Annotated in this window: 15 protein-coding genes; 9 read left to right on the top strand and 6 right to left on the bottom strand. The window is 28.0% G+C overall.

The genetic code is table 11. From position 1 onward, the window contains the following. Positions 1 to 94 precede the first annotated feature (94 nt). The 5 genes from ACZ5RS_RS10455 to hisS form a co-directional block, all read right to left on the bottom strand. Positions 95 to 1,090, bottom strand: coding sequence for an ABC transporter substrate-binding protein (locus tag ACZ5RS_RS10455; RefSeq protein ID WP_464635163.1), 996 nt, complete (start codon positions 1,088 to 1,090; stop codon positions 95 to 97). A gap of 178 nt (positions 1,091 to 1,268) precedes the next feature. Continuing rightward, positions 1,269 to 2,720: a sensor histidine kinase gene (locus ACZ5RS_RS10450; RefSeq protein ID WP_464635161.1), complete on the bottom strand. Its 1,452-nt coding sequence runs from the start codon at positions 2,718 to 2,720 to the stop codon at positions 1,269 to 1,271. Next, positions 2,720 to 4,306, bottom strand: coding sequence for a response regulator transcription factor (locus ACZ5RS_RS10445; RefSeq protein WP_464635159.1), 1,587 nt, complete (start codon positions 4,304 to 4,306; stop codon positions 2,720 to 2,722). Before ACZ5RS_RS10445 ends, ACZ5RS_RS10450 begins: the two co-directional genes overlap by 1 nt. Positions 4,307 to 4,463: 157 nt before the next feature. Next, positions 4,464 to 6,980 (bottom strand): helicase-related protein, encoded by a 2,517-nt coding sequence (locus tag ACZ5RS_RS10440; RefSeq protein WP_464635157.1) that lies wholly within the window; start codon positions 6,978 to 6,980, stop codon positions 4,464 to 4,466. Further along, complete coding sequence (hisS, locus tag ACZ5RS_RS10435; RefSeq protein WP_464635155.1) at positions 6,980 to 8,302, bottom strand: histidine--tRNA ligase; 1,323 nt, start codon at positions 8,300 to 8,302, stop codon at positions 6,980 to 6,982. Before hisS ends, ACZ5RS_RS10440 begins: the two co-directional genes overlap by 1 nt. Positions 8,303 to 8,547: 245 nt before the next feature. Here hisS and pcnB point away from each other — a divergent pair, with 245 nt between their 5' ends. Continuing rightward, a complete protein-coding gene (gene pcnB / locus ACZ5RS_RS10430; RefSeq protein ID WP_464635153.1) occupies positions 8,548 to 9,741 on the top strand; it encodes a polynucleotide adenylyltransferase PcnB in 1,194 nt (397 codons plus the stop codon). Here pcnB and ACZ5RS_RS10425 read toward each other — a convergent pair. Next, a complete protein-coding gene (locus ACZ5RS_RS10425; RefSeq protein WP_464635151.1) occupies positions 9,738 to 10,598 on the bottom strand; it encodes a hypothetical protein in 861 nt (286 codons plus the stop codon). The genes pcnB and ACZ5RS_RS10425 overlap by 4 nt on opposite strands. Positions 10,599 to 10,914: 316 nt before the next feature. Here ACZ5RS_RS10425 and rsxC point away from each other — a divergent pair, with 316 nt between their 5' ends. From rsxC to prfB, 8 genes are all read left to right on the top strand, one after another. Next, positions 10,915 to 12,231: an electron transport complex subunit RsxC gene (gene rsxC / locus ACZ5RS_RS10420; protein WP_464635149.1), complete on the top strand. Its 1,317-nt coding sequence runs from the start codon at positions 10,915 to 10,917 to the stop codon at positions 12,229 to 12,231. Continuing rightward, positions 12,228 to 13,313 (top strand): RnfABCDGE type electron transport complex subunit D, encoded by a 1,086-nt coding sequence (locus tag ACZ5RS_RS10415; RefSeq protein WP_464635147.1) that lies wholly within the window; start codon positions 12,228 to 12,230, stop codon positions 13,311 to 13,313. Before rsxC ends, ACZ5RS_RS10415 begins: the two co-directional genes overlap by 4 nt. Then, positions 13,313 to 13,861 carry an FMN-binding protein gene (locus ACZ5RS_RS10410; protein ID WP_464635145.1) on the top strand — a complete coding sequence of 183 codons (549 nt, stop codon included), beginning with the start codon at positions 13,313 to 13,315 and terminating at the stop codon, positions 13,859 to 13,861. The genes ACZ5RS_RS10415 and ACZ5RS_RS10410 overlap by 1 nt, the downstream gene beginning before the upstream one ends. Next, positions 13,861 to 14,505 (top strand): electron transport complex subunit RsxE, encoded by a 645-nt coding sequence (rsxE, locus tag ACZ5RS_RS10405; RefSeq protein WP_464635143.1) that lies wholly within the window; start codon positions 13,861 to 13,863, stop codon positions 14,503 to 14,505. Before ACZ5RS_RS10410 ends, rsxE begins: the two co-directional genes overlap by 1 nt. Continuing rightward, positions 14,502 to 15,095, top strand: coding sequence for an electron transport complex subunit RsxA (gene rsxA, locus ACZ5RS_RS10400; protein ID WP_464635141.1), 594 nt, complete (start codon positions 14,502 to 14,504; stop codon positions 15,093 to 15,095). Before rsxE ends, rsxA begins: the two co-directional genes overlap by 4 nt. 12 nt (positions 15,096 to 15,107) lie before the next feature. Further along, positions 15,108 to 15,902, top strand: coding sequence for an RnfABCDGE type electron transport complex subunit B (locus ACZ5RS_RS10395; RefSeq protein WP_464635139.1), 795 nt, complete (start codon positions 15,108 to 15,110; stop codon positions 15,900 to 15,902). Between the two features lie 21 nt (positions 15,903 to 15,923). Next, positions 15,924 to 17,771, top strand: coding sequence for an alpha-amylase/4-alpha-glucanotransferase domain-containing protein (locus ACZ5RS_RS10390; protein WP_464635137.1), 1,848 nt, complete (start codon positions 15,924 to 15,926; stop codon positions 17,769 to 17,771). 19 nt (positions 17,772 to 17,790) lie between these two features. Beyond that, a protein-coding gene (prfB, locus tag ACZ5RS_RS10385) for a peptide chain release factor 2 (protein WP_464635135.1) occupies positions 17,791 to 18,901 on the top strand; the annotation gives its coding sequence in 2 pieces (ribosomal slippage) (positions 17,791 to 17,859 and positions 17,861 to 18,901; 1,110 coding nt in all). Positions 18,902 to 18,906: the final 5 nt, after the last annotated feature.

The following is an 18,906-nucleotide window of genomic DNA, read 5'->3' as shown; positions in this document are numbered from 1 at the left end:
TAAATGATTAATTATTAATTTTGTATCTTAATAACAATAGTTCTAAAAAATAGACGAAGGAGAAACCCTTCGTCTATTAATTTTGTACATCGAATTAATATTTTCTTGTTGGAAGGACTTCTGCAGCAACTTCTGCTGGGAATACTTTTTCAACAACATAACTAATTTTATCAACTGATTTGCCATTTTCTAAATTTTGAATAATTTCAGCAACACGTGGTCCATGTAATGGGTTACATTCAACAACACAGTTTAAATCGCCATCAATCATTGATTCAAAAGCAGCTCTAACAGCATCGAAAGATACAATTATAATATCACCATCAGGTCCACAAGTTTTACCTGCAGCTTTAATAGCATCAATTGCACCAAATGACATATTATCATTTTCACTAATTACAACATCAATGTCATCATATTTCTTTAAGAAAGATTCCATTACTTCTTGGCCTTTAGCTTGTGTGAATTCACCAGATTGGCGAGCTAACATATTCCAATTAGAATGTTTAGCTAATACTTCACCAAAACCTTCAGTACGACCAACTTGAGCAGAAGAACCAATTGTACCTTGTAAAGTTACAATATTAATTTTTTCGTTTCCTCTACCTTTTGATTCTAGATATTCTGCTAACCATTCACCAGCATCACTACCTTCTTTTAAGAAGTTACCACCAACCCAGCAGGTGTAAAGTGAATCATCAGATACTTTAACCATTCTGTCTGATAGAATTACAGGAATTCCAGCATCTTTTGCTTCTTTAAGAACTGTATCCCAACCTGTTTCTACAACTGGTGCAACAACGATATAATCTACATCTTGTTGAATAAAACTTCTAATTGCTTTAATTTGGTTTTCTTGTTTTTGTTGAGCATCATCGAAAATCAATCTATAGCCATTTTCTTCAACGAATGTTGTTTTAAATGATTCTGTATTTGCTGTACGCCAGTCAGATTCAGCTCCAACTTGTGCATAACCTACAACAATTAAATCATTATCAGAACCTGAAGCAGATGTTTCAGCTGATCCATTAGCAAATAGCATGCTACCAACTACCAAAAAAACGCTTAATAGCATTAATGTTTTTTTCATTATTTGACTCCTTTTTTTTTATATCTAAATTGTAGGGATACAAATCGCAATAAAGATACAGACAAATTTATTTAAATTGATGAAAATTTTTTTATATTATTTTTAAAAGTTAAATATTTTTAAATCAAAGTTGATTTTTTTTAGATAATTTTATTATAGTGTACGTTAACGCATACATTTAGATATCTTTTGGTAATCTAACAAATACTGTAGTACCAAGATTTTTTTTGCTTTCAATTCTTAATCCATATTTATTTCCATAGTTTAATTTAATTCTTTGATTAACGTTTCTTAAACAAAAGATTTCATTAGAAACGGGTTTTTTATTTTCTATAATTCTATTTATTTCATTTAATTTTTCTTCATCCATTCCAACCCCATTATCGATTACTTGAAATTCAATCTCATCAGAATTAATTTCTAATCCTCTAATTGTAATTAAACCTTTACCTCGTCTTTGTTTTATTCCATGATATAATGCATTTTCTACAAGAGGTTGTAATGTTAATTTTATTATTAAATAATCATAAAGAGAGAAGGGGACATCAATTTTAAATTCCATTATATCTTGATATCTAATTTGTTGAATTTGCAAATAAGATTTCACATGCTCAATTTCTTCTTTTATGGTAATTTTTGCTCTACCACCAGATAGAGTAGTTCTAAAAAATGACGATAGTTGTTCTATTAACAAAAGAGCATCCTCATTTCTTTTACTTTCTACTAAAGCCATAATTGTATCTAAAGTATTATATAGAAAATGTGGTTTAATTTGAGCTTGATATAATTGTAATTCTCTAAGTCTTAACTGTTCTTGCTCAGATTTTGTTTTTTCTAAGAGTCTTTTTATTTCTTTAGACATCTTATTAACTGATGAGGATAGTATAGCAACCTCATAATCATATTTTTCATCAGAGATATTTATAAATTCACCTTTACCAATTTCGCTAGTTGCATTACAGATATCTTGAATAGGAATTAAAACACTTTCTTTAATCTTATTATTCATATGTCTTAAATGAATTAAAGAAACAAATAATGCCAAAAGTCCAACAATAATTGTAACAAGCAAGGTTGTTTCTAATCTTTTTCTAACTAATTCTAAGTGTGCAGCTTCATAATAAACATATTCATGAACTTGGTTAGTAATCAATTCTGTAAGAATATATACATTTAATTCTAAAAAGTTCATATTCTCATCATAAAAACCTTTTTTTTGAGACCTATCATATAGAGTGTCAGCCATATTTCTTAAGCTATCTAATCTTTTAATAATGTTTTCTATTCTAGTATAATTATCCTTATCATTTGTCATTGATTTAAGCATAATCATATTATTTTTCATATTATCTATTGTTTTATAAGGATCTTTTATATCTTTATCGAAAGTTGTATCCCAGTTATTAGCAGAACCAATTACAGTTCTATATAATGCATAATCTACATCATGTTTAAATGTTAATATATTCTCATTTGCCTTAGTTATATTTAAAACAATCTGGTTATAGGAATTACCAATTATACTTATTAAAATTAAAAGAAAAGTAACTATTACAACAAAGGTAACAATTGAATGAATAAAATATGTTTTTAATCTTTTATTTAAAGAGTTTTGCTTATTTTGTATCATTAATTGCTTCTCCTTTTAAAATCTCTAGGAGACATTTTTGTGTATTTTTTAAATAAATAACTAAAATAATGAGCATCTTGATAACCAATGTAGAAAGCTATTTCACTTGATCTTAATTCTGTAGTCAATAATAAATCTTTTGCTTTTTCCATTCTTAATTTTGTTAGATATTCAATAAAGGTTTCATTGGTTTCTGTACTAAATATTGTTGATAAATAGGTGGAGCTAATTCCCATTTCATCAGAGACATAATTTAAAGAAATTTCTTTGTTATTATAGTTCTTTTGCATGAAATCTTTGGTTTTTTCAATAATTTCTTTATGTTTTCCCCATGATATTGAATCTCGTAATTTCAAGGACTGTCTTATAATATCATCAAAAGAATCAATAAATTTATCAAAAGTAACAGCTTGTGCCCCAGCTATGGAAAGTTTTTCTAAATCATCTTTTGATATTCCAATTGAAGTTAAAAATTCACTACAACAGATACAAGTATCCATTAATAAATAATATCTAAAACTAGAGGAGTCAATTGCATTTTTATTTTTATTGTTAATATATTCATTAATAAAATCAGCAATCTCATTTTGCTCGCCTAATTTCAAAAACCTTTTAATATAAGTTCTATCAATTTTATTATTATTAAGTTTATCAAAAGAAATACTAATTTCTTTTTCTTCAAGCATATGCAAATCTTTATAATCACTAATTATATTAGTTTTATTTATAAAAAATCGTAATGCAAAAGCTTTATTTGCAGCTTTGTAAGATTGATTAATTTCTGAAATTCGATTAACGATAGGGCCTAAAGCACCAAAATAATATAATTGAGAGTATTGATTTAAAAAATTTGAAAGTGTTTTTTGATAATCATTCCATTTATCTCTATTAATATTTTTACAAATAATTCCAAAGCCTTCATCACCTCTATTAAAGAGTAACCAATCTTTCTCAATTGGCAGAGTTTCTCCAATCTTATTATATAATTGTTCATTCTCTAAATTTTTATCATAAAATGTTAATTTTAAGAGCATTATGGCATAGTTGTTTCCAACTAAATCGATATCATAAATTTTACTTTTATCTAAAATCTGAGATAAAGAGTATTTATTTGAAATCAAATCGATAAAAAATTGATTTTTAGAAAATAGTTTTTTTTCATTCATTTCAGCTTTATATTGCTGAAGTAATTTCTCATTTTCTCTTTCACTTTCAATTTCTAATGCGAGTTCTTTTAATAGAGTTACTAATCTATTTGTAGTGATTGGTTTTAATAGATAATCAGTAACGCCAATATTTATTGCTTTTTGAGCTAAATCGAATTCTTTATAACCAGTTAAAAAAATAATTTTTGTTGATGGCAATTTCTTTTTTACTATAGTTGCTAATTGTAATCCATCAAGAAAAGGCATTTTAATATCAGAAATTAAAATATCAGGTTTTTTCTCTAAAATAATTGGTAGTGCAAGTTCTCCATCAGCTGCAGCACCTAAAAAATCAAAACCTTGTTTTTCCCATTCAATGTTATTTTTTATGTTTTCTCTAATGATTAATTCATCTTCAGCTAAAAAGATACTAATTTTCATTTCAGCTCCTTTTTGTTTTTTCCTAATAGAAATAATAATTATTAGATAAAGAAATATTTCTAATTATTTATACCATTATATATTTTAATCTATAATTTTCAAACAAAAAAAATAATCTCTTTAATTTAAGAGATTATTTACACTGGTTAAACTAATATTATTCATCCAATAATTTTAATAGTTTATAATAATAATTTTGAACTTTTCTAAAGTTATCTTTATCATTAATTTTCTTTAAATCTTCCATAAGTTCAAGTAAAGAGAATAGGGTATCATTTAAAGCTTTTCCATAATCCTTTGCTGGTTCAAAGAAGAATACTCCATTTTTTGAAGCATGTAATTTAATAAAGAAATATTGATTTTTACCACTTGGTGTTAATTTTAATATTTTATTAAAGTCATTAATCAATGAATCAATATTATCTAAATCATAATTTGATAGAGGTACATAAGTTATTGCAGTTCTAGGATTATCATATTTATCAGCTAAAGCAAGCAAGGAATAGAAAGATCCATTTTTCTGAATAATTCTATCTTGATAAACAACTTCAGCTTTTAAATTCTGTATTGGTTTTTTAGAATTAAAATGTTTTTTTGCAAGATAAGATATTTCATTATAAGGGATTCTAACAATGTTAATTTCTTTTTTAGATTTTTTATGTTTAAATACTTTATAATTCCTTGAATAGATAGTAATAGAACCGCTCTTAAGTGATTTTTCATCAAGTCGAGAGTTCTTTTCTCTTTTTCGTTTATCTTTATTTCTTTTAGAATTATCATTGCCTTTTAATTTGCTTTCTAATTCATATTTTAGGCCTTTTTGAATATCATCAAGCCATTCCTCTTTAATTGGAGAAACACTTCTAGCAAATAAACGGGAAGTTTGAACTAATTCCCCTGCTACTAGATATTTAGGTAAATTTCTAAAATCTGCTGATCCAGGATGTATGAATATTTGATTAGCAAATAATGTATTATACATATAGCCAAATTCTTTAATACATATAAACTGTTTTAAGCCACTAGCAATACAACAAATATAATCATGCATAGAGCCATTACCAGTTAAAGGTATTTCATTTTCACTTATAATTTCACCAAGTTGCTCAACAATATGAACAATTTCTTGCATGGATTGATAATCTAAATAATTATTTTTACAAAATTCCATTCTTGAAGTTTTAGCTTCAATTGAATCATAAGTTTTAAATAGAGTTAAATAACTAGCAAAATCACCATATCTTTCATTATTAAAAGCTTTATGAGCATTTCTAGCTTCATTTACTTTATCTGGAGGTAAAACAAAAGGTGTTTTTGAAGATAAAAAAGCTATAGCAATTAATACTTCATTAATTACAGAAGGGTAGTTGAAAATGGATTCAACAACAACTCTTGAATGACGTGGCAATAATGGGAATTTAGCCATAAATTCACCTATATTAGTTAAATGTCTATCATCATCAATTGCATTAATTACCTTTAATGTATGTTCGGCACTTTTAATTGCATCTTTATTTGGCTTTGTAATAAATGGAAAATGTTCATAATCATATAGTCCTAAATCACTCATTCTAAGTACAACTTCACTTAAATCAGTTCTTAATATTTCTTCTAGAGTATACATATCTCTAGAGGTATATGATTTTTTAGAATATAGTCTGTAACATTTACCACTACGAGTTCTACCAGCTCTACCTCTTCTTTGCATAGCACTAGATTTAGAAATTGGTAAAGTAATAAGAGAACTTGTAAAATTCTTTTGATTGTAGAAATTTATTTTTGCAAGTCCTGAATCAATAACTGTAGAAATATTATCTATAGTAATTGAGGTTTCAGCAATATTTGTTGCAACAACTACCTTTGTTTTATTTTCAGGAGTAGGTGTAAATACTTCTTCCTGCTCTTCTTTACTTAATCTTCCATATAATGGATAAATAACTAATTTTTCTTTTGGATCACTTTTAACTAAAGCTTTTATACAACCCTTAATATCAAACTCACCAGGTAAAAAAATTAATATATCACCATCTTCTTTAGAGCTGTTTTCTTTAACAATTTTTACAATTTGACGGTGTAAAACATCTTCATTATTATAACTATCTGGTAAATATATTTCCTCTACTGGGAACAATTTAGATTTTATTGATACAACAGGGCAATCATTAAAGAACTGTGAGAATTTCTTAGTATTAATTGTCGCAGAAGAGATAATTACTTTAAACTCAGGTCTTTGAATCATTACCTGTTTTAACATACCTAAAATAAAATCAATATTTAGAGATCTCTCATGTGCTTCATCAACTAAAATAACTGAATAATTTTTTAATAATGGATCAGATTTCAATTCCATTAATAATATACCATCAGTCATAATTTTTATCTTAGTAGAAGAAGTTGTAGTATCACTAAATCTCATTTTGTATCCTACAAAAGTACCTGTATCTTCTACTTGTTTTTTTATAAAATCACAAACTGAAAGGGTTGCAATTCGTCTAGGTTGGGTTATACCAACACATAAATTATTGTCAAACCCCGCTTCATGTAAAATAATTGGTAGTTGAGTGGTTTTACCTGAACCTGTTGGACTCTCAACTACAATTACTTGGTTTGAGTTTAAACTCTCTATTATTTCTTGCCTGTGTAAATATACAGGCAAATGACTCATATCTTTCATTAATTCCCTTTGATGATTTGTGTTGCTTGTTCAATTGTTACATGGTCAAATGTTTCTCTAGTTTCTAAGTTCTTTAGTGTAAAAGTATTATCGCTTATTGTTTCATCATTTAACATTATACCATAAGGGATAGAATTTTTCTCAGCATATTTGAACTGTTGTGGGAGTTTCTTATTAATTAAATAATGATCTACTTTTAAATCATTATTTCTTAAACTTGTAGCTACCATAGTTCCTAATGGATAGAACTGACCACCTTTATTAAAAATAATTACATCTGCTGAGCTTGAACCTTGAATTAAAGGACTCTTTAATTCAACTAAAGCGCTTAAAAGTCTATCTAAACCAATAGAGGAACCAACACCAGGTAATTCATTTTTAGTATATAAGGAAGCTAGATTATTATATCTACCACCACTACAAACTGAACCAAAATTAGGTAAATCAGTTAAGAAAGTCTCATAAACAATACCTGTATAGTAATCAAGGCCTCTAGTAATAGATGGATCTAAAATAAAGTGTTCACTAATATCAGCTTTATCTAAGTAATTATAGATCTCTGTCATTCTAGTGGTATGTTCAACTTCACCACCACTAAGAGCTGACAATCTAGATAAAGTTTGTAAGAATGTTTCATTCTCATCATATTTTATATAATCTAAAATCAATTTAGCTTTAGTTTCATCACCACTAATTTCTACTAAATCTTTTTTTACATTTTCTTCACCAATTTTTCTAAGTTTATCTACGGATCTTAATATTTCTACACTATGATCAATTAAATCTAAATGGGTTAAGAACGCATTAAAAAGACCTCTATGAGCAACATGGAATTTATAATTTTCTATTCCTAATTTAGAGAATGAGTGGTTCATCATAGCTAAAATTTCAAAATCGGCTTCACTATTATCAACACCAACGATATCAAAATCACATTGATAGAATTCTCTAAATCTTCCTTTTTGAGGTTTTTCTCCTCTCCATACCTTATTTATATGGTATCTTTTAAAAGGAAAGGCTAAGTCATTAAAGTTTGCTGCTAAAAAACGTGCAAAAGGTACTGTTAAATCAAACCTAAGTGCAACTTCTCTCTTACCGTTATCTTGGAAGTGGAAAATTTGTTTGTCGGTTTCTCCACCACCTTTACCTAATAATACTTCAGTATATTCTAAAGCAGGAGTATCAATTGGTACAAAACCAAAGGAAGAAAAAAGTTGTTCTAATTTATTTATAATTCTTCTTTTTTGTATTTCAATAGTAGGTAAAGAATCTGAAAAACCTTTTAAAACTTTAGGTTCAATAATTTTATTTTTCTGTGACATATATACTCCAACATTTGTATATTAAATATTAATTAAATTTTTATAATTTTATAGGTAATTTATACTTGATTATTTTATTTTATTCAATGATTGCTATATTATTTAATCTTTTATATTTGCTAGCTAAAAATATAAGTTTAAGTATTAATTATTAATTACTTTACAAAAAGCTAATAAACATTGTATTCTCAAAAGGTAGTCAAAATAAAATTTAATTTAAAAACTATGGTGATGAGAAAAGGTTAATGCTAATTCGATATAAAAAAGATTCAAAAGGCAATAGTATTCAATTTGCTAAGATATATACTAAAGATGAACATAAAATAAATTTATCATATATAGATAATGATGCACTCCGTGCGATTAGAAAACTTCAGGCAACTGGTGCTGAAGCTTATATAGTTGGAGGTGCTGTTCGTGATTTATTGTTGAATAAAAAACCTAAAGATTTTGATATTACAACTAGTGCATCTCCTAGACAAATTCATAAATTATTCTGGAACTCTAGAATAATTGGTAAGAGATTTAAATTAGTACATCTAGAATATGAAAACAAAATATTAGAAGTTTCAACATTTAGATCAGAAGAAGAAAACTTTGGAAACAATAACAATGTTTTTGGAACTGTAGAACAAGATGCTAAAAGAAGAGACTTTACTATAAATGCACTTTATTATGATCCAATAAATGAGCAAGTTTTAGATTTCAACAATGCTATGGAAGATTTTAAAAAGAAAAAGATTTCTTCCATAATTGATTTAAAAACAACTTTTATTGAAGATCCTGTTAGAATGCTTAGAGCAATTAAATATAGTGTAACTACAGATTTTAAATTAAGATGGGATGTAAAAAGAGCAATAAAAAGAGATCATTGTGAACTTGCAAAAGTTTCAACAAGTAGATTAACTGAAGAAGTTAATAAAATATTATCTTCAGGCTACAGTAGAGATATTTTTATTAAATTAAAAAAATATAAACTTCTAGTATATTTATTGCCTTGTTTCAATTTATATGCGTCCTTAGATACAGTACAAAATAGTCTTTTAGAATTAGATTATAAGATTCGTCAATATAAAATTGGTGAAGGTGAGGAAATTAAAAGATCTATTATGCTTTTGCATTTAGTTAAAGAGTTAATAATTTTTAGTAATGAGACTTTAACTGCAAGAGAAAGATTTAAAGAAACTTTTAGACAAGTAAAAGTTTTAATTTCTCCAATGACCCCTAGCAACTATGAAGTCGAATTATGTTGTGCTCAACTTTTAAGTATGAAAGGCTATAAAGTTCCAAAAGGTTGTGTAAGACATCCAAAAACTAGCGCAAATAAAAATTTCGAGAGAAGACGAAAATATATTGCATCAAAAAAGAGAACTCCAAAGAAATTTGATAATTCAAAAAGAAAGAAAAAACCTAATTCACAAAGCACAGTTAAGAATTAGTTCCATTCTTCCATTTCAATAAAAACTCTTGCTATAAAAATTGAACCATATTTTTCTAAAGATTCAGATATAAATTCTTGTAATTCCTTCAAAGATGTTTTCATCATATGCTTTGATGGAATTCTTAGTTTTATAGATAAAGAATAACCATTTTCTAAAATTTTAGCTTTCAATTTAACTACTTTTATTGCAGGATCAAATTCATCTAAACAATGGATAACCATTTGAGTAAGTGCTGCTTCACTTATAACAGTCTTATCAAATTTAGTAAATTGTGGTCTTACAACAGTTTTTTCAAAAACTTTTGTTCTTTTCCATGGTCTCAAAATATTTCTATTAAATAAAACCTTCATTGAATCTAATACAATTTTAGGAGAGGTTCTAGTAATTTCAATAGATGGAACAGGTATAACATGTTTACCCTCAGTAAAACGGATACGCATAGCTGTATCGATTTCATCTTTTGTGGCTATATCACTGATATCGAAAATTTTATCTGGTTGAGGAAGTGAAAGTCTAGTTGCAATTTTTCTGACCATTTTTTCACTAGTACCAATAATTAAAATTTTTCTAAATCTTTCTTTTTTTAAAGCTTCAAAAACACTTTTATAATGTTCAGGATCATCAAAGACAGCAGTTCTAACAGCAGCTAAAAAAGTTTCATCTTGTTTTGCACTTTTTCCAGCTACTAGTTTATTGCCTTTAATTAATAATCCATCATCAATTATTAAGTCTATATTATATTCTTCAGCTAACATTTTAGATCTAAAGCTTTTTCCAGTTCCACTTTTTCCAACCAAAGCGAATACTTTTATTCCACCAATTTTCCAAAATGCGTATTTAAAAATTCGATTCATATATACATAGTATAACTATAGTTTTGTTTTTTTTAAATATATTAATAAAAAAATAGTTTAAATTTTAAACTCGTTTTTATTTTAAGTACTATAAGGTAAAATAATTAACTAATTTTCACAAAAACGGCCTAAATTAATTTGCTTTTATTTTGTACAATTTCTTTAAAACTGTACTTGAAAATAGAGTGTATAAGCTTTATTATTACCAGAGTGTTATCGTTTATTGTCTACTTTTCACAAAAAGTATAACAATAGATAAATTAATACTCAAATACATCAATTAATATTCAAATTGGATAAAAATAAGGAGCCAAAAATGCCTAAAGACGTTCTTACGTTTAAAAGAGGTGGAGTGCATCCTAAAGATCAAAAGCAATACTCTAAAGATAAACCTTTAGAAATATTGCCAACACCATCTTTAGTAGTTGTCAGTTTATCTCAACATTTAGGAGCCCCCGCTAAGCCTTTAAAAAAAGTTGGAGAGACTGTAGTTAAGGGTGAAAAAATTGGAACTGCTTCAAGCTTTATTAGTGCTGAAGTTCATTCGCCTGTTTCGGGGACAATTAAAAAAATTATAAAACAACCATTGGCTAACAGTGTTGTTGCTGATGCATTTTTGATTGAAGTAGATCAAGATGCAGAACCAGTTATCTTTGATAGAGTTGATTACGAAAGTAAAACTGATGAAGAATTGCTTTCTACAATCAAAGATTTAGGAATAGTTGGATTAGGTGGAGCAACTTTTCCATCTCACGTCAAATTTATGATTCCTAAAGGGAAATTTGTTGAATATTTAGTTGTAAATGGGGTTGAATGTGAACCTTATTTAACAAGCGATTATAGAACAATGCTAGAAAGAGGTGAAGAAGCTCTTGAAGGTATTATGATTGCTAAAAGAGTTACTAAAGCCAAAAATGTTATAATTGGTATTGAACAAAATAAGATGGATGCTGTTGAAAACTTAAGAGCAATTATTAAGAAAAATAATTATCCAATTACTGTTCAACCTTTAAAAATGAAATACCCACAAGGTGATGAAAAACAATTATTAAAGGCTACAATAAATAGAGAAATTCCAAGTGGTAAACTACCATTAGATATTGGTGCTGTAGTTGCAAACATTGGAACTTGTTATTCAATTTATGAAGCTTGTGCCTTAAATAAGCCATTAATTGATAGAGTAGTTTGTGTTACTGGCGAATGTGTTAAAGAGCCTAAAAACCTTATTGTTCCAATTGGTACTCCAATTTCAGAGTTAATTGATTACTGTGGTGGTTTAAAAGAAGATCCTGATAAAATTGTAAGTGGTGGACCAATGATGGGCTTTGCTTTTGCATCTTTAGATTTACCTGTATTAAAAGGTACTAGTGGTGTAATTTGCATTAAAGAAGGAAACGCAGCAAGAGAAACTGCTTGTATCTCATGTGGTAAATGTGTTGATGTTTGTCCAATTGGTTTAATGCCAACTATGCTTTATAGAAATATTAAAAATGGTAATTACCAAGTTGCACTTGATAAATATTCATTAATGGATTGTAAAGAATGTGGTTGTTGTGCATATACATGTCCTGCACATATTCCTCTAGTTCATGCATTTAAAACTGGTAAAAAACTTGCAAGGAGAAAGAAATGAGAGTAAAAGTTTCATCATCTCCACACTTCCATAGTAAAAATTCTACTATGTCTATAATATGGAATGTTAGCCTAGCATTAGCTCCTGCAGCTCTTTGGGGAGTTTATGTTTTCGGTTTTAGAGCATTAATGGTTTTAATTGTTTCTATTTTATCAAGCTGTCTTTTTGAATATCTTTTCGGCTTTTTCGATGGCAAGAAAAGTTTAAAAGAAAGTAGCTTATATGATGGTTCTGCTTTTTTAACTGGTTTGTTATTAGGTATGAACTTAAGCCCAACTGTTCCAATAGCTATAATTATTTTAGCAAATGCTTTTGCAATTATTGTTGTTAAATGGACTTTTGGAGGATTAGGTGCAAACTGGATGAACCCAGCATTAGCAGGTCGTGTATTTGTATTCTTTAGTTTTACATCAGCTATGAGTAATTATACACTCCCTAAAACTTTAACAGCAGTTGATGCAATTGGTAGTGCAACTCCATTATCTTTTGTAAAAACTAGTTTAAGTGCAGGTTCCACAGGTTTAAACCCATCCCAAATATTATTAAATTCATCTTACCCAACTACTAATATTGCTAATAGCATTTCATCTGCAACTGGAATTTCTCCATATGCTGTTGATGCTTTTATAGGAAACATTGGTGGATGTATTGGGGAAGTAAGTGCTTTATTATTAATTATTGGTGGTATTTATTTATTAGTTAAGAAAATAATTACATATCATATTCCTGTTTTTTACATTTTAACTTTCTCATTATTAACTTGGATTTTTGGTGGTCTAAGAGATAATTTAGGAATGTTTAATGGAGAGGTTTTATCACAAATTTTCTCTGGTGGTTTAATGCTTGGTGCTATATTTATGGCAACAGATATGGTTACTTCCCCAATAACTAAAAAAGGTAAAATAATTTATGCAATTGGTTGTGGATTCTTTACCTTCTTAATTAGATATTTTGGATCTCTACCAGAAGCAGTATCCCTAGCAATTATCTTAATGAATATTGTAACTCCTACAATTGATAGATACATTGTTCCAAAGAAATTTGGTTTTGTAAAAAAAGTTAAAACTCAGGAGGCTAAATAATGAAAGAATATTTAAAAACCTCAGTTGTTTTAGCTTTAATTTGTGCTGTTGCTGCAATTGTATTAGCTATATTAAATGGGGTAACTAAGCCTGTAATTACAGCTTATGAACAACAAAAAACACTTGATGCATTACAAGCTGTAAGTAATGGTTATGAAATTGGTGATAACCAAATTACAGTAGATAATAATGATAGTGTTAATTATTATTTTGAATTAAGTAACCAAGGTAGTGCTGAAGGCTATTTATTAAACTTAAATGCTGTAGGTTATGGTGGAGCTATTTCTTTAGTCGCTTCTTATAATCTTAGTGGTCAAGTATTAGAAGCTAAAGTTGTAAGTAATAGCGAAACTCCTGGTTTAGGTAAAAAGAGTGAAGAAAGTTGGTATATGACAAAATATGAAAATAAAGATGTTATTCCAACTAAGAAAAGTCAATTAAGTAGTGACGATGCAGCTGCAATTAGTGGTGCATCAATTACTTTTGCTGCTATTGGTAAAGCTCTTTCTAATGGTAGTGACTTTGTAAAAAGTTTAGGGGGTAATTAATGAAGAATAATCATAAGAAAGAATTTACCAAAGGTATTTTCAAAGAAAACCCAACTTTTGTATTATTGTTAGGTCTTTGTCCAACCTTAGGTGTTACCACAATGGTATCAAACGCTATAGGTATGGGCTTTAGTGTATTATTTGTATTAACTTGCAGTAATATTATGATTAGTCTTTTAAGAAAGGTTATTCCTGATACTGTTAGAATTCCAAGTTATATTGTTATAATTGCATCATTTGTTACAATCATTGAAATGATTTTACATGCATTTGTTCCAGATGTTTATGTTGCATTAGGTGTATTTTTACCTTTGATTGTTGTTAACTGTATCATTTTAGGTAGAGCAGAAGCTTTTGCAAGTAAAAACACTGTTTTAGATTCAATTCTTGATGGATTAGGAATGGGTATTGGGTTTACCCTTGCTTTAATTTTAATTGCAACAATTAGAGAAGTATTTGGTTCAGGAACAATCACATTATTCCCAATTGGATCATTTGATGGAGTAATTACTATTCCTCTATTAAACAAATGGCCAATTAGAGTTATGACTTTAGCACCAGGTGCTTTATTATTGATGGGTTATTTAAAAGCCTACTTTGAATTTAACTCTAGAAGGAAAGCTAAGAAGGAGAGACTTGCATGACCTATATAGCAATTTTAATTACATATATTTTTATAAGTAACTTTATATTAGTACAATTTTTAGGAATGTGTCCTTTCATCGGGGTTTCTAAAAATAGTGAAAGTGCACTTGGTATGGGTATGGCTGTAACTTTCGTTACATCTATTGCATCCGTTGTATGTTGGAGTGTTTATCAATTCTTATTGATGCCTTTTGATTTAGAATACTTAAGAACAGTATCTTTTATCTTAGTTATTGCATCTTTAGTACAATTAGTTGAATTAGTAATTAGAAAGATAAGTCCTCCATTATATAAAGCACTAGGAATCTTTTTACCTTTAATTACAACAAACTGTGCTGTATTAGGTATTGCAATCATTAATATTGATGAAAAATATTCTTGTTTAGAATCATTCTTTGCAGGTTTAGCTGCTGGACTTGGTTTTACTCTTGCTATTGTTCTTATGAGTAATATCAGAGAAAAACTTGACTTAGCTCCAGTTAGAAGAAGTTTCAAAGGCGTTCCAATTGCATTTATTTCAGCTGGATTAATGGCTTTAGCATTTATGGCTTTTGATAAATCTTTATTAATGAATTTACATTTAGTATAAAGTGAGTAAATAATGAATATATTTTTAGCATTTATAATAATTACTGTAATGGGGCTTATTTTGGGCATCGGGCTAGCTTTTGCAGCTAAAAAGCTAGCTGTTGCTAAAGACCAAAAACAAATAGATATTGAAAACGCTTTACCTAATGCAAACTGTGGTGGTTGTGGATATCCAGGTTGTGCTGGTTATGCAGAAGCTTGTGCAAAAGGTGAATGTGCTCTTAATCTCTGTGCTCCAGGCGGAAGTGAGGTTGCAAAAAAACTTGGTGAAATAATGGGACAAGAAGTTGAAACTAGTTCAGTTAGAAAAGTTGCCTATGTTTTTTGTAACGGAGATTGTGAAAAAACACAAACGGATTTTGATTATCAAGGAATAACTGATTGTAATTCTGCAGCATTATTGTTTAATGGAGAGTTTGCTTGTAAAGAAGGTTGTTTACAATTAGGATCATGTATTAATGTCTGTCCAGTTGATGCAATAAGCAAAAAAGAGAACGGTCATATTGAAGTTGACCCAACAATTTGTATCGGATGTGGAAAATGTGTAGATATTTGTCCACATAATGTTATAAAACTTATTGATGATAATAGCGAATACGTAGTAAAGTGTAATAACCACGATTCTGGCGCAATTGTTAGAAAAATTTGCGAAGTGGGTTGTATAGGTTGCCAAATTTGTGTTAGAAAGTTCCCTGAATCAGGATGTTCAATGGACGGCTTTTTATCTGTATTTGATAATTCTAAACCTCATGACCAAATTGAAGAAGCTGCAAATGCATGTCCAAAGAATTGTATTGTTAAAAGATAACAAGGAGTTACACTTAATAAAATGTCATATATTGTTGGAGCTTATTCTCAGTTAGCATCGGGTACATCAACCGAGGCTTATCAGCATATTTTAAATACTGCTATTAAACCTTTATTAACAGAGGTTTATAAAAGAGAGAATGTTTTTCTCCAACTTTATTTAGGTGGAGCTTTGTTACAATGGCTTGATAGTAAACACTCAGAAGTCAATTTATTGTTAAAGGATTTATCAAAATCTGGAAAAATTGATATGATGACTGGAAGTTTTCATCAAGCTATATTACCAATAGTTCCACCTTCTGACAGAATTTCCCAAATTGAGACAACTACAAATTTTATAACTAAAAAATTTAAAAAATTACCTAGAACTTTTTGGTGCTATGGTGAAATTTGGGATCCATCCCTAATAAGTTGTCTCAGTTTAAGTAAAATTGAAAAAGTAATAATTTCTTTAGATAATAATAATACATTTGAAGATTCGGCACCTAAACCTTTTAAAATGCAAGAAATTGGTAGAAGTGTTGATATTATTCCAATTGATACAAGAATAAGTAAATTAGTTCATGATTTTGGATTAAGAAAAATTTCTTATGAAAAAATGTTCCAAGAAATAATGAATTTAAATGATGATAATGTACAAGTTGCAATGATCAATTTAAATCAATTATGCCAAGGGGAGATTACTAATACTCAAATTATTGAATTATTTTCATATCTATTTGATAATTGTGAACAATCCTTAGATGTATTATATAAAGAAAAACCATTAAAACTTGATTATTTAGAGAAGGGTTGGTATGGCTTTGATGCATTAGTCCCTCTAAAATCAATTCATGGTGAATTATATCAAGATAAGAGCTTAAACTATTTATATAATAGAGTAATATCTTTAATTGAAGTTGCCAAATTATATAAGAAAAATCGAGATATAAAAAGAAAAATAGCTCAAATAATTCCAAAGCTATTGTGCGGAGCGCCTTTTATCTATGATTCAAATGCCTCAATTTTAAAAGGTTCTATTAGATCAAATATATATAGGTATTTAATTGAATTAGAAAAATTACTAATTTCTTTAGATGATTTTTCCTATCCTTATGTACAAGATGTAGATAAAGATGGTCATAATGAAGTAATAACAGGTGGTAAAAATTTTAATGCTATTATCGATTCTAAAGGTGGTAGTTTATTAGAACTTAAGTATTTCCCTGCACGTTATAATTTTATTAATGGATTATTTCCTTATAATTTTAAAGATACTCAAAATAATTTAGCAATGCCAGGCGTTAAACAAAAATGCTTCACTGATGTAATGCTACATAGCAATTTTAATCTTGAAAATTATAGAATGAAAGAAAATACTTTAAATGAGTTAAAATTTAAAATTAATATTATTGATAACAAATTCACTGAATTTGATTTGAAATCTCAAGAAAAACAATCTCTTGGAATTAATATCAATAAACATTATAAATTCTCATCTAATGAAATTTCATTATCAGTTAAATTAAAAAATACTTCATTAAAGAAAAAAGAATTTATATATGGTTTGGAAATACCTTTTAGTTTTTATCCATTTGAAAACAATGTAAATATTTTAGTAAATGATGAACTAAATGATGAATTAGCAATTGTTTCAAAAAATATTGATAATGTAAAAATTATAGATAAAAAACACAAAACTAAGATTGGTATAAACTTTGATAATCAATGTTCTTTATTCTATAATAACTCATATATAAATACTAAAACTGTTTTAGGCTGTGAAAATTTATATCAATTATCTTTATTCGTTCCAACTTGGAATGTTATATTAGATAGCAAAGAAGAAAAAACATTAAATTTATTACTTAGAATAGGTAGAAATATTTAATAAAAATGGAGCAATAATTATGTTTATAGAAAATAAAAGCTTATTAACCTCAATAGAAAATGACGCTAGAAAAATATGGAGGCGTCTTTGAATCTTCTAATATCAAAGAAAAAATAGAAGAATTAGAAAAACAAACTTCTCAAGCAGACTTTTGGACTAAAGCAGAAAATCCAGATAAGATCTTTAAAGAATTAACAGCTTTAAAAGAAAGCTATTATCCTTGGCAAAAATTAATAAAGGCTATAGATGATATTAATGAAATAATAGATTTATATGATGCTGAAGAAACTTTAGAAGATGAAGAGAGCATTATAAGCGAGTTAAATTCACAAATACTTGAACTAGAAACAACTTATAACCCATTACGCCTTAAAACTTTATTAAATGATAAATATGATAAAAATGATTGTTATTTAACAGTTCATTCAGGTTCCGGTGGTACTGAGGCAAGTGACTGGGCAAATATGTTACTGCGCCTATATTTAAGATGGTGTGAACAAAAAGGGTTCAAGACTAAAATTGTAGATATCTTAGAAGATCAGGGTGGTATAAAAAGCGCAACCATTGAAGTAAAGGGTGACTATGCTTTTGGCTATCTAAAAAGTGAAGCTGGAGTTCACAGATTAGTTAGGATTTCACCTTTTGATTCTCAAAAAAGAAGACATACTTCCTTTGGATCAGTATATACAACACCTGTAATCGAAGATGATATTGAAATTGAGTTAAAAAGCGAAGATTATAGACTTGATACATATAGAGCAGGAGGAGCAGGAGGGCAGCATGTTAATAAAACAGACAGTGCTGTTAGAATTACTCACTACGAATCAGGTATTGTAGTCCAATGTCAAAATGAAAGATCTCAATTAATGAATAAAGAAGTTGCGTTTAAAATGTTAAGATCGAAACTTTATGAATATTATGAAGAAAAAAGAAAAAAAGAACATGAAGAAAATGCAATTAAGAAAAAAGAAATTTCTTGGGGATCTCAAATTAGAAGTTATGTCTTTCAACCTTATACAATGGTAAAAGATCATAGAACAAATGCTCAATCAACTAATGTTAATGCAGTAATGGATGGAGATATTGATGTATTTATTGAAGCTTATCTTCAATGGATACAAGAGGAATAATAAAT

This window comes from Pleomorphochaeta caudata, from assembly GCF_055395745.1.
This window is presented reverse-complemented; position numbering and strand designations above follow the sequence as displayed.

Coding starts and splice junctions, on each gene's coding strand:
- hisS (WP_464635155.1), bottom strand. CDS start 8,302: ATGTCACAGAAAAATAAAATTATTGAACCTAAAGTTTTAAAAGGTTTT.
- rsxA (WP_464635141.1), top strand. CDS start 14,502: ATGACCTATATAGCAATTTTAATTACATATATTTTTATAAGTAACTTT.
- ACZ5RS_RS10440 (WP_464635157.1), bottom strand. CDS start 6,980: ATGAAAGATATGAGTCATTTGCCTGTATATTTACACAGGCAAGAAATA.
- ACZ5RS_RS10415 (WP_464635147.1), top strand. CDS start 12,228: ATGAGAGTAAAAGTTTCATCATCTCCACACTTCCATAGTAAAAATTCT.
- ACZ5RS_RS10450 (WP_464635161.1), bottom strand. CDS start 2,720: ATGATACAAAATAAGCAAAACTCTTTAAATAAAAGATTAAAAACATAT.
- ACZ5RS_RS10410 (WP_464635145.1), top strand. CDS start 13,313: ATGAAAGAATATTTAAAAACCTCAGTTGTTTTAGCTTTAATTTGTGCT.
- ACZ5RS_RS10445 (WP_464635159.1), bottom strand. CDS start 4,306: ATGAAAATTAGTATCTTTTTAGCTGAAGATGAATTAATCATTAGAGAA.
- ACZ5RS_RS10425 (WP_464635151.1), bottom strand. CDS start 10,598: ATGAATCGAATTTTTAAATACGCATTTTGGAAAATTGGTGGAATAAAA.
- rsxC (WP_464635149.1), top strand. CDS start 10,915: ATGCCTAAAGACGTTCTTACGTTTAAAAGAGGTGGAGTGCATCCTAAA.
- ACZ5RS_RS10455 (WP_464635163.1), bottom strand. CDS start 1,090: ATGAAAAAAACATTAATGCTATTAAGCGTTTTTTTGGTAGTTGGTAGC.
- ACZ5RS_RS10395 (WP_464635139.1), top strand. CDS start 15,108: ATGAATATATTTTTAGCATTTATAATAATTACTGTAATGGGGCTTATT.
- ACZ5RS_RS10390 (WP_464635137.1), top strand. CDS start 15,924: ATGTCATATATTGTTGGAGCTTATTCTCAGTTAGCATCGGGTACATCA.
- pcnB (WP_464635153.1), top strand. CDS start 8,548: ATGCTAATTCGATATAAAAAAGATTCAAAAGGCAATAGTATTCAATTT.
- rsxE (WP_464635143.1), top strand. CDS start 13,861: ATGAAGAATAATCATAAGAAAGAATTTACCAAAGGTATTTTCAAAGAA.